Consider the following 15,026-nt stretch of genomic DNA (forward strand, 5'->3'; position numbering starts at 1 on the left):
GCCGGACAGGCGCTACGCGTGCTGGTAGGCGACCAGCGAGATGCAGACGTAGTGGACGATGAACGCGGCCAGGGTGAAGGAGTGGAAGACCTCGTGGAAGCCGAACCAGCGCGGTGAGGGGTTCGGCCGCTTGATGCCGTAGATGACGCCCCCGGCGCTGTAGAGGACGCCGCCGGTGATCACCAGGATCAGGACGGCGATGCCGCCGGTGCGCAGGAAGTCGGGCAGGAAGAAGACGGCGGCCCAGCCCATGGCGATGTAGCACGGGGTGTAGAGCCAGCGCGGGGCGCCGACCCAGAAGACGCGGAAGATTATCCCGGCCGCCGCGGCCCCCCAGATTCCCCACAGCAGCCACTGGCCCTTGGCGCCGGGCAGCAGGAGCAGGGTGAGCGGGGTGTAGGTGCCCGCGATGATCAGGAAGATGTTGGCGTGGTCGAGGCGGCGCAGGATGCCGTCCATCCGGGGGCTCCAGTTGCCCCGGTGGTACAGCGCGCTGACCCCGAAGAGCAGGCATGCCGTCAGGACGTAGATGCCACAGGCGATCCGTCCTCGGGTGGAGTCGGCGAGGGCGGTGAGCACCAGGCCCGCGATGAGCACGGCCGGGAACATCCCGAGGTGCAGCCAGCCACGGAGCCGGGGCTTGACGGACTCTGGCAGCGAGAGCGCGGCGGGAGCGGACGCAGTCATGAGCCGCATCGTACCTACGGCACCGTAAGTTACGGATCAGACCCCCACGGTGCGCGCTGAAGGTCATCTTCTCACGCCGGGCGGCGCCCTTGTGTGTAAAGAATGCACCAGCAAAGTGTCATGCAAAAGCAAAGCGCATCCGGGCTGTCCAGCGGGAACACGGACGGCACGGCCGCGCTCACTCCGCTCACCTGTGATGCCCTATGGACAGATGGGCGGTCCCGTCGGATGATCAAATGAGTGCGATCGGCACCGGATGAGCGGCCACCCCACCGGGATGTCGCCGTGCGGCATCCGGGCCGCAGCCCCCGGGAGCGTGCGACGCCACCCTTGCGGGGCCGACGGAAGAAGACCCCCACCGGGGTCACGGACACCCTCACCTAGGAGCGATCGTGGCGCGCGACAACGCGGCTCCCACCGTCATCCCCACCACCCATCAGGAACTGATCTCGTGGGTCAACGAGATCGCCGAACTGACGCAGCCGGACAACGTGGTCTGGTGTGACGGCTCCGAGGCCGAGTACGAGCGCCTGTGTCGTGAGCTGGTCGACAAGGGCACCTTCACCGAGCTGGACCCCGTGAAGCGCCCGCACTCCTACCACGCCGCCTCCGACCCGACCGATGTCGCCCGGGTCGAGGACCGGACCTTCATCTGCTCCGAGAAGGAGGAGGACGCCGGTCCCACCAACCACTGGAAGTCCCCGGACGAGATGCGGGAGATCTTCCAGGGGAGCGGGGGAGAGGGCGGCCTGTTCCGCGGCTCGATGCGTGGTCGCACGATGTACGTCGTCCCCTTCTGCATGGGACCGCTCGGCTCCCCGCTCTCCGCGCTCGGCGTGGAGATCACCGACTCGCCGTACGTCGTCGTCTCGATGCGCACGATGACCCGCATGGGCAGCGCCGTGCTCGACGAGCTGGGCGAGGACGGCGACTTCGTGAAGGCCGTCCACTCGCTCGGCGCCCCGCTGGCGGAGGGGCAGGAGGACGTGCCCTGGCCGTGCAACCGGACCAAGTACATCTCGCACTTCCCCGAGGCCCGCGAGATCTGGTCCTACGGCTCCGGCTACGGCGGCAACGCCCTGCTCGGCAAGAAGTGCTACGCCCTGCGCATCGCCTCCGTCATGGCCCGCGACGAGGGCTGGCTGGCCGAGCACATGCTGATCCTCAAGCTCACGCCCCCGCACGGGGAGCCGAAGTACGTCGCCGCCGCCTTCCCCTCCGCCTGCGGCAAGACCAACCTCGCCATGCTGGAGCCCACCGTCTCCGGCTGGAGCGTGGAGACCATCGGCGACGACATCGCCTGGATGCGCTTCGGCGAGGACGGCCGGCTCTACGCGATCAACCCCGAGGCCGGTTTCTTCGGCGTCGCGCCCGGCACCGGCGAGCACACCAACGCCAACGCCATGAAGACCCTGTGGGGCAACGCGGTCTTCACCAACGTCGCCCTCACCGACGACGGCGACGTGTGGTGGGAGGGTATGACCGAGGAGCCGCCCGCGCACCTGACCGACTGGAAGGGCAACGACTGGACGCCCGGGTCCGAGACCCCCGCCGCCCATCCCAACGCCCGCTTCACGGTCCCCGCCGACCAGTGCCCGATCATCGCGCCCGAGTGGGAGGACCCGCGCGGTGTGCCGATCTCCGCGATCCTCTTCGGCGGGCGCCGCGCCACCGCCGTACCGCTGGTGACCGAGTCCTTCGACTGGGACCACGGTGTCTTCCTCGGCGCCAACGTGGCCAGCGAGAAGACCGCCGCGGCCGAGGGCAAGGTGGGCGAGCTGCGCCGCGACCCCTTCGCCATGCTGCCGTTCTGCGGCTACCACATGGGCGACTACATGGCCCACTGGATCGACGTGGCCAAGGACAAGGACCCGGCGAAGCTGCCGAGGATCTACTACGTCAACTGGTTCCGCAAGGACGGCGAGGGCCGGTTCGTGTGGCCCGGCTTCGGGGAGAACAGCCGCGTCCTGAAGTGGATCGTGGACCGGCTCGACGGGCGCGCCGAGGGCGTCGAGACCCCGATCGGCGTGCTGCCGACCCGGGAGTCCCTGGACACCGACGGACTCGCGCTGTCCGACGCCGAACTGGATCTGCTGCTCACGGTGGACCGGGACATCTGGCGCGAAGAGGCCGCACTCGTCCCCGACCATCTGAACACCTTCGGGGACCACACCCCGAGGGAGCTGTGGGACCAGTACCGCGCGCTGGTGCGGCGCCTGGGCTGAGCGGGGTCAGCGGGCCGCGCTGAGCTGCCTCGGCGCGGTCGGCGCCCCCGCGTGCGCGTCCATCCGCTCGGCGGCCAGGATCGCCGCGGCCGTGTCCGCACGGGAGGCGGCGACTACCAGGGCGCGCCCGGCGAGCGTGTGCGCCTGGCGGTGCAGCCGCGCGGGGTCGCCGGGCGCCGCCGGAACCGCCCGCATCGGGGGCCTGCCGTCGCGCAGCCGGGCCACCTGCTCGGCAAGCCGCTCGGCGGCGGTGTCCAGCTCGGGGTCCGGGACCGTCCCGCGCAGCTCGTCCGTGACGGCGAGCAGTGCGGCGAGGTGTCCGGCCAGCTGGATGTCCAGCTCCTCCTCGCGCGAGCGGTGCGGGAAGTCCGAGGCCGCCGGGGTGCTGTGGACCGACTTCGTGCGGATCGCTTCGTACATGGGACGGCCTCCTCTGCGCTGACAGGAAACCATCCTAGCTTGGATTCAGTCTAAAGTTGAGTCGAGTCACGGACGGCGGCCCGGCTGTCACGGCCGGTACCGCTTCCCGCGCGGCTACGGCTGTCCGTAGCCGTCCAGGAAGGTCCCGATCCGGGTCACCGCGTCCGTCAGGTCCGCCACGTTCGGCAGCGTCACGACCCGGAAGTGGTCCGGCTCGGGCCAGTTGAAGCCGGTGCCCTGGACGACCATGATCTTCTCCTCGCGCAGCAGGTCCAGGACCATCTGCCGGTCGTCCCTGATCTTGAAGACCTTGGGGTCCAGGCGCGGGAAGAGATAGAGGGCGCCCTTCGGCCGGACACAGCTCACGCCCGGGATCTGCGTCAGCAGCTCGTACGCCGTGTCCAGCTGCTCCTTCAGGCGCCCGCCCGGCAGCACCAGGTCGTTGATCGACTGGCGGCCACTGAGCGCGGCGGCGACCCCGTGCTGGCCCGGCATGTTGGCGCACAGCCGCATGTTGGCCAGGATCGTCAGGCCCTCGATGTAGGAGTCGGCGTGCGCGCGCGGTCCTGACAGGGACATCCAGCCGACCCGGTACCCGGCGACCCGGTACGCCTTCGACATGCCGTTGAAGGTGAGGGTGAGCAGATCGGGGGCGACCTTGGCGGTGGGGGTGTGGACGGCGTCGTCGTAGAGGATCTTGTCGTAGATCTCGTCGGAGCAGACCAGCAGGTTGTGCCGCCGGGCGAGGTCGGTGAGGCTCTTGAGCGTCGCCGGGTCGTAGACCGCGCCCGTGGGGTTGTTCGGGTTGATGATCACCAGGGCCTTGGTGCGGTCGGTGATCTTGCGCTCGATGTCGGCGAGGTCGGGCATCCAGTCGGACTGCTCGTCGCAGCGGTAGTGCACGGCGGTGCCGCCGGACAGGGAGACGGCCGCCGTCCACAGCGGGTAGTCCGGGGCGGGGACCAGGACCTCGTCGCCGTCGTCGAGCAGGGCCTGCATGGCCATCACGATCAGCTCGGAGACGCCGTTGCCGATGAAGACGTGCTCCACGTCGGTCTCGATGCCGAGGGTCTGGTTGTGCATCACCACCGCGCGGCGGGCGGCGAGCAGCCCCTTGGCGTCGCCGTACCCGTGGGCCGTGGAGACGTTGCGGAGGACGTCCTCCAGGATCTCCGGGGGGCACTCGAAGCCGAAGGCGGCCGGGTTGCCGGTGTTGAGCTTCAGGATGCGGTGACCGGCCGCCTCCAGACGCATCGCCTCTTCGAGCACCGGGCCCCGGATCTCGTAACAGACGTTGGCGAGCTTGGTCGACTGGATCACCTGCATGACGCGAGCTTACGGCCCCCCGGCGGGCGCCGCGTGGTGTTTTGCACCACGTGGGGTGCGCCGGTTTTGCGGCGGTATCGCCGAGGCCCGTCCCGGGGGTGTGCCGGAGACCGTCCACGTCTCTAGAATTCGCGATCATGTCTAGCGAACGCGAGTACGAGGCGGGGGCGTACGGCGCGCACGGGGCGGACGGAGCGGCCCCGGTCCCGCCCACCGTGTACCAGCCGCAGCCCGCCGCGGCCCCCTCGTACGACGAGTACGCCGACCCGGCCCTCGCCCACGGCTGGCAGAAGGCCTACGACGCGACCCGTGAACTCCCGGTCATCGCACCCCTGATGGAGCCGCCGCCCGCCCCGGCCGCCGCGGAGGGCGCCCGTGCGGCGGCGCGGCGACGGCGCAGCGGCGGGCGCCGCCGGGTGGCGGTGGCCGGTGCCGTGGTCGGCACGGTCGGGGCCGCCGCGGCGATCGCGGGCCTGGTCGCGTCCTCCTCCGGGGGCGACCGTCCGGCGACCTCCGACCGGGTCACCCCCGGCGTGTCCGAGGCGTCGGCCAAGGCGCCGGAGGCGGCCGAACCACAGACCTCGGCGTCCGCCGGTACTCCCGCCGCCGCCCCGTCCTCGGCCGCCCCGCTGCGGGCCACCACACCGGTGGCCGCGCCCTCGTCCGCCGCCCCGAGCGCCCCCGCGAGCACCGCCCCCGCCGAGAAGGCCCCGCCGACGGAGGTGCCCTCCGCGACGGTCACCTTCCCGACGGCCCTGCCGACCCCCGTCATGACCGGCGGCCGGCCCCCGTACGGTGGCGGCGGCGGAGGGCGGCACCGGCATCACTGGTGACGGGCGCTCCGGCCGGGCGGCTCTCCTCAGAACTCCTCGTGGGTCTCCGGGTCGCCCCCGGTGCGGCCCCGCTCCAGGGCGGAGAGCGCCGCGATCTCCTCCTCGGTCAGCGCGAAGCCGAAGAGGTCGAGATTGGCCCGACGGCGCTGTGCGGACCCGGACTTGGGGATCGGCAGGGCGCCGAGCTGCAGGTGCCAGCGCAGGACCACCTGGGCCGGGGTCACCCCGTGCCGGTCGGCCGCCGCCACGACGGCCGGTTCGGCGAGGAGTTCACTGCCCCGGCCCAGCGGGCTCCAGCTCTGGGTGGCGATGCCCCGGGCCGCATGGGCGGCGCGCAGCCGCGCCTGGGGGAAGCGGGGGTGCAGCTCGATCTGGTTGACCGAGGGCAGCACACCGGTCTCCTCGTGCAGCCGGTCGAGGTGCCGCTCGGTGAAATTGCTGACCCCGATGGAGCGCACCAGCCCCTCCGCACGGAGGTCGATCAGCGCGCGCCAGGAGTCGACGTACTTGTCCAGGCGGGGCAGCGGCCAGTGGATGAGATAGAGGTCGACGTGGTCCACGCCGAGGCGCCCGGCGGACTCGGTGAACGCCCGGCGCGTCTCGTCGTAACCATGGGCGCTCCCGCGCACCTTGGTGGTGAGGAACACCTCCTCGCGGGGCAGCCCGCCGGTGGCGATCGCCCGGCCCACGGCGGCCTCGTTGCCGTAGCTGGCGGCGGTGTCGAGCAGGCGGTAGCCCGCCGCGAAGGCGTCGCGTACGGCCTCTTCCGCCTCGGCTCCCTGCAGCGGATAGGTGCCGAATCCGACGACAGGGAGGGACACGCCGTCGTTGAGGACGTGGGTGGGGGCTGTGGTCATGGGGATCCTCGGTCTCACGGGGCGGGTGACGCGTCTGCCCGCCGCCGTGAGGACGGACGCCGGGCAGAAACGACGGGGAGTCAGGCGGCAGGCGCGGTCTCCGGAGTTTCCCGTACTGGTTCGTCCGTAGGCTCGCGCAGGGGCCGCAGCAGCGTCCACGCGGTGAGGAGGCCGCGAAGGCGAGCATCGCGCGGCCGCACCAGAGGTTGACCTGGTCTCCTTCGAGATGCCCCATCCTTCAGACCGGGGCGCCTCCCGCTTGCGGGAAGACCCCAAGCTCCGGCGTAGCGGCGCATGGAATAGGCCAATCGCTGTCAGGGCGATTGGTCGTCTCCACCCGCCGGGCCGAGGGCGGTCTCAAGCAGGTGGACGATCTCGGAGTTGAGGGACCGCCGGTCGGTACGGGCCGCTTCAACGAGGAGCGCGTGCAGGTTTGTTGGCAGGCGGAGAGAGATCCGCTTCTCGTCTTCCCCGCTAAAATCATGCCATGACGGCACCACGAAAGCGGTCGGGGGGCACCGGGCATGCTCGGTACACCTACCGCCTACGCGTGTCGTCGACCGCCCGCACCGGCCTTGAGGCCGAATGGGCACGCTGCCGGTGGGTCTGGAACGAATGCGTGGCCATGTCCCGCAAAGTCCACGCCCTGAACCGGGATGCCGCCGAGAAGACGACATGCGGCCCGGCGCAGCTCGACAAGATGCTGACCAAGGCCCGCACGGCCATGGGATGGCTGCGTGAGGGCTCGTCCGTGCCGCAGCAGCAGGCCATCCGTGACTTCAGCAGGTCCCGCGCCAAGGCGCTCAAGGACATCAAGGCGAACCTGCCGATGCGGTAGCGCGCCGGGATGCCCCGCATCAAGCGCAAGCGCGCGGCGCTCCCCACGCTGAACTACACACGGCGCGGTTTCCGTCTGAAGGACGGCCGCCTTCACCTGGCGGGCGGGATCGTACTGACGGTGGTGTGGTCCCGTGAACTGCCTTCCGATCCCACGTCGGTACGCGTGTACCGCGACAGCCTCGGACACTGGTACGCCTCGTTCGTCGTCGCCGGCGAGACCCAGCCGCTCCGCGCGACAGACGCCGTCCTCGGCGTGGACTGGGGCGTGCGGGAGACCGCCACCACCACGTCCGATGCCCATGACCTTCCCCACGCCCAGCACGGAAAGACCGCAGCGCAGAAGCTGGCCCGTTATCAGCGGATGATGGCCCGACGGAAGCCCGCCAAGGGGCAGCCTGCCTCGCGCGGCTACCGGCAGGCGCGGGCGCAGGCGGCGAAGGTGTACAAGAAGGTGGCGCGGCAGCGGCAGGACACCGCCCGTAAATGGGCCAAGCGCGTCGTCCGCGACCACGACGCGATTGCCGTCGAGGACTTCCGCCCGAGGTTCCTCTCGAAGACCACCATGATCCGCAAGGCCGCCGACGCGGCGATCGGCGCCACCAAGCGGGCCCTGATCGAGATGGGCCGCAAACACGGACGGGACATCCGCCTCGTCCACCCCGCGCACACCACCATGGACTGCGCAACGTGCGGAGCGAGAACCAAGCACGCACTCCCTCTCGCGGAACGTACCTACACCTGCACCGCGTGCGGAGCCATATCCCCCAGGGACAAGAACTCCGCCCGCGTGATGCTCGTCCGGGCTGGTCTCGACCCGGCTGGTGCCGAGGGCGTAGGACCTGCCGGACCGCTGGTCCGGGAGGCAGCCTGAGCCAGGAATCCCCTCCTCCGGGAGGGGGAGGAGTCAACAGAAGGCGATGTTCAGGGCGGTGGCGACGGCGAGCACCCCGAGAAAGCCGGCGCCCCGCCTTGAGGCGTGCAACACGCCGGTGAGGCTGAGCGGGTCGATGGTGACCGCTGAGGCGGTGCCCACGATAAGTCGGATGCTGTCGGCCGCCGGGCATGCGCGCTTCCAGAACATGCCCAGGGTGAACGTTGTGAACAGCGGCGCGATGAAGAACCCGAAGAGCGTCTGGAGGTAGCCCACGTCGGACGCGACCTTCCGGCGGGCGAGGACGCCGATGCCCAGCACGAAGGTGAAGTACACCGCGATCAGTGCGTAGTCGACGGGCTGCGCGTTCAGCCGGAGATCGGCCTCAGCGAATGCGTACACCGTTGCCGGGTCCGGCACGGCTTCGATCATGTTGGTAGTCCCTGCTGTCCGGGGCGCGGGTGGGCCGGGAGGTCTGTCGACCTGCCTTCCGACCTGGCGTTTTGTTGGTTGGGAAAGAGTCCTCACCAAATCCCTGGGGGTCCGTGCCGGGGCGGCTGTGAATGGACGCCTTCTTGTTCTCTGCTGTCCACCTCATGACAATGCGCATGACAAGACGGACGGCCGGAAGATCTCCGGCCGTCTGCTCCGCAGAGAGGACCCCCACATGAACAAGCCTCTCCTGGCCGCGCTGTCCGCCCTGGCACTCGCCGGGGTCGGCGCGGCTCCGGCGGCTGCCGCCCAGGCCGCGCCCCAAGCCAAGGCGGTCACCGTCGACTTCGCCGGGACGGTCTCGCTCAGCAACTGCTCCGGCTCCGTCGTCCGCCTCCCGAACTCCGCCGACTCCGACCCCGCGCTCGTGCTCACCAACGGGCACTGCCTGGAGACCGGCTTCCCCGAGCCCGGCGAGGTCGTCACAGGCCAGTCCTCCAGCCGCACCTTCGGCCTGCTCAACTCCGCCGGGACCAAGGTCGCCACGCTCCGCGCCAACCAGGTCGTCTACTCGACCATGACGGACACCGACGTCACCCTCTACCGGCTGACCACCACCTACGCGGCCATCAAGAGTGCGTACGGCATCAACGCGCTCACCCTGAACGACAGCCATCCGGTGGCCGGCAGCGCCATCAAGGTCGTCTCCGGGTACTGGAAGCGGATCTACAGCTGCAACGCCGACGGGTTCGTCTACCGGCTCAAGGAGGGCGACTGGACCTGGAAGGACTCGCTGCGCTACACCGCCGCCTGCGACACCATCGGCGGCACCTCCGGCTCGCCCGTGATCGACACCGCCACCGGCAAGGTCGTCGCGGTGAACAACACCGGCAACGAGGACGGCGGGCGCTGCACGGTCAACAACCCCTGTGAGGTGGACGAGAACGGCACGGTGACCGTCCGCAAGGGCATCAACTACGCCGAGGAGACCTACCAGATACCGGCCTGCTTCACGACGGGCAACAGGCTGGACCTGGGCGCGGCCGGGTGCGTGCTGCCCAAGCCGTAGGTTTCCCTGGGGTGTTGAGGCCGGGTGGTCACAGCGGAGTGCGCCGTACCGACCGGCCCGCCAGGACGTCCGTGCGCCTGCCGTCCTCGATGACGAAGCGGCCGTCGACCAGGACGTACGGAATCCCGGTCGGCAGTGTGCGCGGCGCGGCGAACGTGGAGCCCGCGCCGACCGTCTCCGGGTCGAAGAGCACCAGGTCGGCGCGGTAGCCCTCGCGCACCAGGCCCCGGTCCGGCAGCCGCAGCCGGGCCGCGGGCCGCGCGGTGAGACGGGCGACGCACTCCTCCAGGCTCAGCACGCCCAACTCCCTTACATAGTGGCCGAGATAGCGCGGGAAGGTGCCGTACGCGCGCGGGTGGGGCTTGGTGCCCTGGAGGATGCCGTCCGAGCCGCCGGTGTGGGCGCGGTGCCGCATGATCGCGCGGACGTTCTCCTCGTGGCCGACGTGCTGGAGGATCGTGGTGCCGAGCCGGTCCTCGACCAGCAGCCGGTGCGCGACGGTCCAGGGTTCCTCGCCGCGCTCGTCCGCCAACTCCCGTACGGTGTGGCCGACATGATGGGTGAGGGCCGGGTCGCTCACGCCCGAGATCTCGATCGTCTCCCACTCCACCGGCACCCCGTGGCAGCCGTCGGCGCCGGTGACCTCCAGGTCGTGCCGGACGCGTGCGGCCGTCGCCGGGTCGGTGAGGCGGGCGAGGATCGATGCCGGGCCGCCTTCGCTCGCCCAACTGGGCAGCAGGGCCGCGAGGGTGGTGGAGCCGGGGGTGTACGGATAGGTGTCCAGGGTGATGTCGGCGCCCGCGTCGAGCGCGTCGTCCAGCAGGGTCAGCAGCTCGGGCGCGCGGCCCTTGTTCACGCCGAAGTTCATCGTGGCGTGGGCGAGATGGAGCGGGCAGCCCGCTTCCCGGGTGAGGGCCACCATCTCGGCGTACGCCTCCAGGGCGCCCGCGCCGTAGGAGCGGTGGTGCGGGCAGTAGTAGCCGCCGTAGGAGGCCACCACCCGGCAGAGTTCGGTGAGTTCGGCGTTCTCGGCGTACATGCCGGGGGTGTAGGTGAGGCCCGAGGAGAGGCCGACGGCGCCCTGCTCCAGGCCCTTTGCGACCAGTCGACGCATCCGGTCCAGCTCGGCCGGGGTCGCCGGGCGGTCCTCCCAGCCGACGACCAGGGCGCGGACGGTGCCCTGCGGGATCAGATAGGCCGCGTTGACCGCGATGCCCCCGTCCAGCCGGTCCAGATACTCGCCGACCGAGCGCCAGTCGAAGTCGATGTCGTCGCCGTACCCGTTCCACCCGGTGATGGCCCGGCGCACCTCCTCAAGGGTGCGGTCGTCCACCGGGGCGTACGACAGGCCGTCCTGGCCCAGGACTTCGAGGGTGACGCCCTGCGCGGCCTTGGCGCTGTGGTCGGGGTCGCGCAGCAGGGCCAGGTCGGAGTGGGCGTGCATGTCGATGAAGCCGGGGGAGAGGACCAGCCCCTCGGCGTCCAGCTCGCGCATCGCGCGCGGGCGCTGGCAGCCCGAGGCCGCGGCCTCCTTGACGATCTGGACGATCCGGCCCTGATGGATCACCACATCGGCGCGGTAGGAGGGCGCACCGCTGCCGTCCACCACGTCGGCGTCCCGGATGACGAGCTGGTCCACGGCCCCGGCCTCCTAGAAGAACGTGCGGATGTATTCCACGACCGTGCCGTCCGCCTCCGCCACGGGGATCAGCGGCCACTTGTCGAAGGACGTACAGGGGTGGGACAGACCGAAGCCGATCCAGTCGCCCACCATGACATCGGCCTCAGCTGTGGTGCGCAGCCACATGTGCTGGTCCGACAGGGCGCTCACCTCGACCCCGGTGGCGGGTCGCTCCGCCCCGTCCCGGCGCACCACCTGGGCCTCGGGCAGATCGAGGTCGTACGCCGCGTCCCGCTTGCCCGCGTTGGCGAACGCCTGGCCGGGCTCGGGGCGGGAGACCACCTGGGCCCACAGCTGGAAGGCGGGCTCCAGGGCGCCCTCCTCGGGCACCCGGTTGAAGGGGGTGATCCTGCGGTAGTGCCCGTCGTCGTGCGAGAGGTACGCGCCCGAGCGCAGCAACTTCAGTACGGGGAGGGACAGTTCGGGGATCTCCGCGAACACCTCGGCCACCGCGTCGAACCAGGCGCTGCCGCCCGCGCTCACCACGATCTCGTCCGCCCCGGCGAAGCGGCCCTCCGCGTCCAGGGCGGTGGCGAGTGCGGTGAGCCGCTTCAGATAGGCGGCCACACGCTCCGGGTCGGCCTTCGGCACCTCGCCCTCGTAGCCCGCGACACCGACCAGGCGCAGGGTGTCCGTGGCCGACACCGCGGCGGCGACGGCCAGGCAGTCCGCCTCCGTCCGGGCGCCGGTCCGGGCGCCCTCGCCCGCGGCCAGCTCCACCACCACGTCCACCGGCCGGGCGGTGCCCGTGAGTGCCGCGTCCATCAGCTCGACCCCGCGCACGGAGTCGACGTAACAGACGAAGCGGAAGCCGGGGTCGGCGCTCAGCTCGGCGGCGATGCGGCGCAGCGCGGCCGGGTCCACCAGCTCGTTGGCCAGGAAGATCCGCTCGATCCCGAACTCCCGTGCCACCCACACCTGGTGGGGTACCGCGACCGTGATCCCCCAGGCGCCGCGCGCCACCTGGCGCGCGAAGAGCTGCGGGGCCATCGAGGTCTTCCCGTGCGGGGCGAAGGCGAGCCCGTGCCGCTCGGTGTACGCCTCCATCAGCGCGAGGTTGTGCTCCAGGCGCTCGGCGGACAGGGCGAGCAGGGGGGTGGAGAAGTCACCGGAGAAGAGGTTGCGCCGCTGCGCGGTCAGCTCGCCGACGGTCAGTCCGGCGGCGTCCGGCGGGAGGCCCTTGAAGCGGTGGTCGACCCGTTCCCCGGCGAGCCGGGACAGCGGGTCGGTGCCGGTCTCACGGGCCATGAAAGCCTCCTGATCTGCGGCGTTGCGATCTGTGCAACGTCCATTGCGTATGTCGCTGACTGCTGTCTAACATCTCGGCCAACACGGGGTCAACGAAGTCGTCACCCCGGGCCCACGGACAGGAGCCAGGACCATCGTGACCGCCGACGGACAGCCGAGCGCCGACCACGGCGCCGTGGATGTCGTCGCCCTCGGCGAGTCCATGGTCACCTTCCTGCCCACCCGTCCGGGGCGCCTCGCCGATGTGCCCGCCTTCGCACGCGGCATCGGCGGCGCCGAGTCCAACGTCGTCTGCGCCCTCGCCGCCGCCGGGCACTCCACCCGCTGGGTCGGCCGCGTCGGCGCCGACGGCTTCGGACGGCACCTGGTGGAGCGGATCGCCTCCCACGGCGTCGACACGAGCGCCGTACGCGTGGACCCCGACCGGCCCACCGGCATCTACTTCCGCACCGCCGCCGACCGCGCCACCGACGCCCACGAAGTCGCCTACTACCGGGCCGGATCGGCCGCCTCCGCGATGTCCGTCGACACCGTGGACCTCGCGGCGGTGGACGCGGGACGCGTGCTGCACCTGTCCGGGATCACGGCCGCGCTGTCGGACGGGTGCCTGGAGCTGATGCGCGCGCTCACCTCGCCCCGGTCCGGGCGCCCGGTGGTCTCCTTCGACGTGAACTTCCGGCCCGCGCTGTGGCGGGACGCCTCCGACGCCTCGGTGCTGCTGGAGCTGGCCCGGGGAGCCGACCTCGTCTTCGTCGGCGTGGACGAGGCGGAGGACGCCTGGGGTGTGCGGGGCGGGGCCGACGCCGTACGACGCCTGCTGCCCGAACCCCGGGTGCTGGTCGTCAAGGAGGGTTCGAGCGGGGCCACGGTGTACGAGCGCACGGAGGCCGGAGGGCGCACGGGTGCCGGTGCCGGTGAGCGTACGCATGCCGGTGAGCGCACCGCGCACGTCCCCGCCCTCGCCGTCGACGTGGTCGCCACCGTCGGCGCGGGCGACGCCTTCGCCGCCGGGTTCCTCTCCGCCACCCTGCGTGGCCTGCCCGCACGTGACCGGCTGCGCCACGGCCACCTCATGGCCGCCGCCGCCCTCACCGCCCCCGGCGACCTCGCCGCACCGCCCGCCCGCGACCACGCCGACCGGCTGGCCGCCCTCGACGACCACGCATGGGAGAGACTGCGACTCGGCCCCGGCTGGACCGGAACCGGCCAGGTCACCGAGGAGACGAGCACCCCATGAGCCAGACCGTGGACCGCGCCCTGAGCATCCTTCCGCTGCTCGCGGAGGGCCCCGCCGACCTCGGTCAGGTCGCGGGCCGGCTCGGCGTCCACAAGTCCACCGCGCTGCGCCTGCTGCGCACCCTGCACGAACACGGCCTGGTCTACCGCCAGTCCGACCAGCGCTACCGGCTCGGCGCCCGCCTCTTCGCCCTCGCCCAGGAGGCGATGGAGAGCCTGGACGTCCGCGAGATCGCCCACCCCCACCTCGTCCGCCTCAACGAGGCCGTCGGCCACACCGTGCACCTCGCCGTCCACGAGGAGAACGAGGTGCTGTACATCGACAAGGTCGACAGCCGCTACCCGGTGCGGATGTACTCCCGCGTCGGCAAGCCCGTCGCGATCACCGTCGCGGCCGTCGCCAAGCTGCTCCTGGCCGACCTGCCCGAACCCGAGCGCCGCGCCCTCGCGGAACGGCTCGACTACCCCCTCTACACGGCCCGTTCCACCCCCAACTCAGCCGCTTTCCTGCGCGAGTTGGAGAAGGTGCGCGAACAGGGCTGGGCCACCGACCTCGGCGGCCACGAGGAGTCCATCAACTGCGTCGCGGCTCCGATCCGCGGCGCCGACGGGCGTGTGGTCGCCGCGATGTCGGTCTCCGCGCCGAACGTCGTCGTCACCGCCGACGAACTCCTCGCCCTGCTCCCGCAGGTGCGCCGTACCGCGGACGCGATCAGCGGCGAGTACTCCGGACGAACCCCAGTGAAGGACCCCACCCCATGACCGACAAGATCGCGCTCACCCCGAAGACCCACACGACCCCGCCCGCGAAGTTCTCCCACGGGGTGAAGAAGGGCAACATTCTCCAGGTCGCGGGCCAGGTCGGCTTCCTGCCCGCCGAGGAGGGCAAGGCCCCCACCCCCGCCGGACCCACCCTGCGCGAGCAGACCCTCCAGACCCTCGCCAACGTCAAGGCGATCCTCGAGGAGGGCGGCGCGAGCTGGGACGACGTGATGATGATCCGCGTCTACCTCACCGACGTGGACCACTTCGCCGAGATGAACGCCCTCTACAACACCTACTTCGAGGAGCAGGGGCTCACCCAGCCGCCCGCCGCCCGTACGACGGTCTACGTCGGCCTTCCGGCGGGGCTCCTCATCGAGATCGACGCGCTGGCCGTACTCGGCTGAGGTCGCTCTCGTGACGTCCCGCCCCTAGACGGGCGTACGTCTCTCTCGCACCACCCGCACCAGGTACACGGCACGGCATCCCCCTCGGGGTGCCGTGCCGCGCCCCACCCTGCCCGAAAGCCCGATGCACGT

14 protein-coding genes and 1 pseudogene are annotated in these 15,026 nt (G+C 71.2%); 7 read left to right on the plus strand and 8 right to left on the minus strand.

The annotated features are described in order from the left end of the window. Nucleotides 1–12: 12 nt before the first annotated feature. On the minus strand, nucleotides 13–696 hold the full coding sequence (trhA, locus tag B079_RS0102425) for a PAQR family membrane homeostasis protein TrhA (RefSeq protein WP_018544175.1): 684 nt from the start codon (nucleotides 694–696) through the stop codon (nucleotides 13–15). Nucleotides 697–1,079: 383 nt separating this feature from the next. On the opposite strand from trhA, the gene B079_RS0102430 reads away from it, so the two are divergent. Next, entirely contained in the window at nucleotides 1,080–2,912 is a 1,833-nt protein-coding gene (locus B079_RS0102430) for a phosphoenolpyruvate carboxykinase (GTP) (RefSeq protein ID WP_018544176.1), read from the plus strand. 6 nt (nucleotides 2,913–2,918) lie between these two features. On the opposite strand, the gene B079_RS0102435 is transcribed toward B079_RS0102430, so the two are convergent. Next, complete coding sequence (locus B079_RS0102435; protein WP_018544177.1) at nucleotides 2,919–3,332, minus strand: hypothetical protein; 414 nt, start codon at nucleotides 3,330–3,332, stop codon at nucleotides 2,919–2,921. 114 nt (nucleotides 3,333–3,446) lie between these two features. Then, complete coding sequence (locus B079_RS0102440) at nucleotides 3,447–4,658, minus strand: pyridoxal phosphate-dependent aminotransferase (RefSeq protein ID WP_018544178.1); 1,212 nt, start codon at nucleotides 4,656–4,658, stop codon at nucleotides 3,447–3,449. 137 nt (nucleotides 4,659–4,795) lie between these two features. On the opposite strand from B079_RS0102440, the gene B079_RS34815 reads away from it, so the two are divergent. Further along, a complete protein-coding gene (locus B079_RS34815; protein ID WP_018544179.1) occupies nucleotides 4,796–5,491 on the plus strand; it encodes a hypothetical protein in 696 nt (231 codons plus the stop codon). A gap of 26 nt (nucleotides 5,492–5,517) precedes the next feature. Here B079_RS34815 and B079_RS0102450 read toward each other — a convergent pair whose 3' ends face one another. Both B079_RS0102450 and B079_RS34560 read right to left on the minus strand, forming a co-directional pair. Beyond that, nucleotides 5,518–6,348, minus strand: a complete 831-nt coding sequence (locus tag B079_RS0102450; protein ID WP_018544180.1) for an aldo/keto reductase — start codon at nucleotides 6,346–6,348, stop codon at nucleotides 5,518–5,520. Between the two features lie 314 nt (nucleotides 6,349–6,662). Then, complete coding sequence (locus tag B079_RS34560; RefSeq protein WP_078495849.1) at nucleotides 6,663–7,025, minus strand: Arc family DNA-binding protein; 363 nt, start codon at nucleotides 7,023–7,025, stop codon at nucleotides 6,663–6,665. Here B079_RS34560 and B079_RS31205 point away from each other — a divergent pair. Further along, nucleotides 6,974–8,072 (plus strand): annotated as a pseudogene (locus B079_RS31205) (RNA-guided endonuclease InsQ/TnpB family protein); the annotation flags it as partial. The gene B079_RS34560 and the pseudogene B079_RS31205 sit on opposite strands and share 52 nt — an antisense overlap. A gap of 20 nt (nucleotides 8,073–8,092) precedes the next feature. Here the strand turns inward: B079_RS31205 and B079_RS0102460 are convergent. Continuing rightward, nucleotides 8,093–8,491 carry a hypothetical protein gene (locus B079_RS0102460; RefSeq protein ID WP_018544183.1) on the minus strand — a complete coding sequence of 133 codons (399 nt, stop codon included), beginning with the start codon at nucleotides 8,489–8,491 and terminating at the stop codon, nucleotides 8,093–8,095. Nucleotides 8,492–8,726: 235 nt separating this feature from the next. Between B079_RS0102460 and B079_RS0102465 the strand changes: the two genes are divergently transcribed. Further along, nucleotides 8,727–9,560 (plus strand): trypsin-like serine peptidase, encoded by an 834-nt coding sequence (locus B079_RS0102465; protein WP_018544184.1) that lies wholly within the window; start codon nucleotides 8,727–8,729, stop codon nucleotides 9,558–9,560. 28 nt (nucleotides 9,561–9,588) lie between these two features. Here the strand turns inward: B079_RS0102465 and B079_RS0102470 are convergent, their stop codons facing one another. Continuing rightward, nucleotides 9,589–11,199, minus strand: coding sequence for an N-acyl-D-amino-acid deacylase family protein (locus tag B079_RS0102470; protein ID WP_018544185.1), 1,611 nt, complete (start codon nucleotides 11,197–11,199; stop codon nucleotides 9,589–9,591). A 12-nt stretch (nucleotides 11,200–11,211) separates the two neighbouring features. Then, nucleotides 11,212–12,489, minus strand: a complete 1,278-nt coding sequence (locus tag B079_RS0102475; RefSeq protein ID WP_018544186.1) for an amino acid deaminase — start codon at nucleotides 12,487–12,489, stop codon at nucleotides 11,212–11,214. A gap of 136 nt (nucleotides 12,490–12,625) precedes the next feature. Between B079_RS0102475 and B079_RS0102480 the strand changes: the two genes are divergently transcribed. The 3 genes from B079_RS0102480 to B079_RS0102490 are packed head-to-tail and all read left to right on the plus strand — an operon-like array spanning nucleotide 12,626 to nucleotide 14,894. Further along, a complete protein-coding gene (locus B079_RS0102480) occupies nucleotides 12,626–13,726 on the plus strand; it encodes a sugar kinase (protein ID WP_018544187.1) in 1,101 nt (366 codons plus the stop codon). Further along, nucleotides 13,723–14,487, plus strand: a complete 765-nt coding sequence (locus B079_RS0102485) for an IclR family transcriptional regulator (RefSeq protein WP_018544188.1) — start codon at nucleotides 13,723–13,725, stop codon at nucleotides 14,485–14,487. Before B079_RS0102480 ends, B079_RS0102485 begins: the two co-directional genes overlap by 4 nt. After that, complete coding sequence (locus B079_RS0102490) at nucleotides 14,484–14,894, plus strand: RidA family protein (protein WP_018544189.1); 411 nt, start codon at nucleotides 14,484–14,486, stop codon at nucleotides 14,892–14,894. The genes B079_RS0102485 and B079_RS0102490 overlap by 4 nt, the downstream gene beginning before the upstream one ends. The last annotated feature ends 132 nt before the right edge of the window (nucleotides 14,895–15,026 follow it).

This window comes from Streptomyces sp. LaPpAH-108 (assembly GCF_000373625.1).
GTDB lineage: Bacteria > Actinomycetota > Actinomycetes > Streptomycetales > Streptomycetaceae > Streptomyces.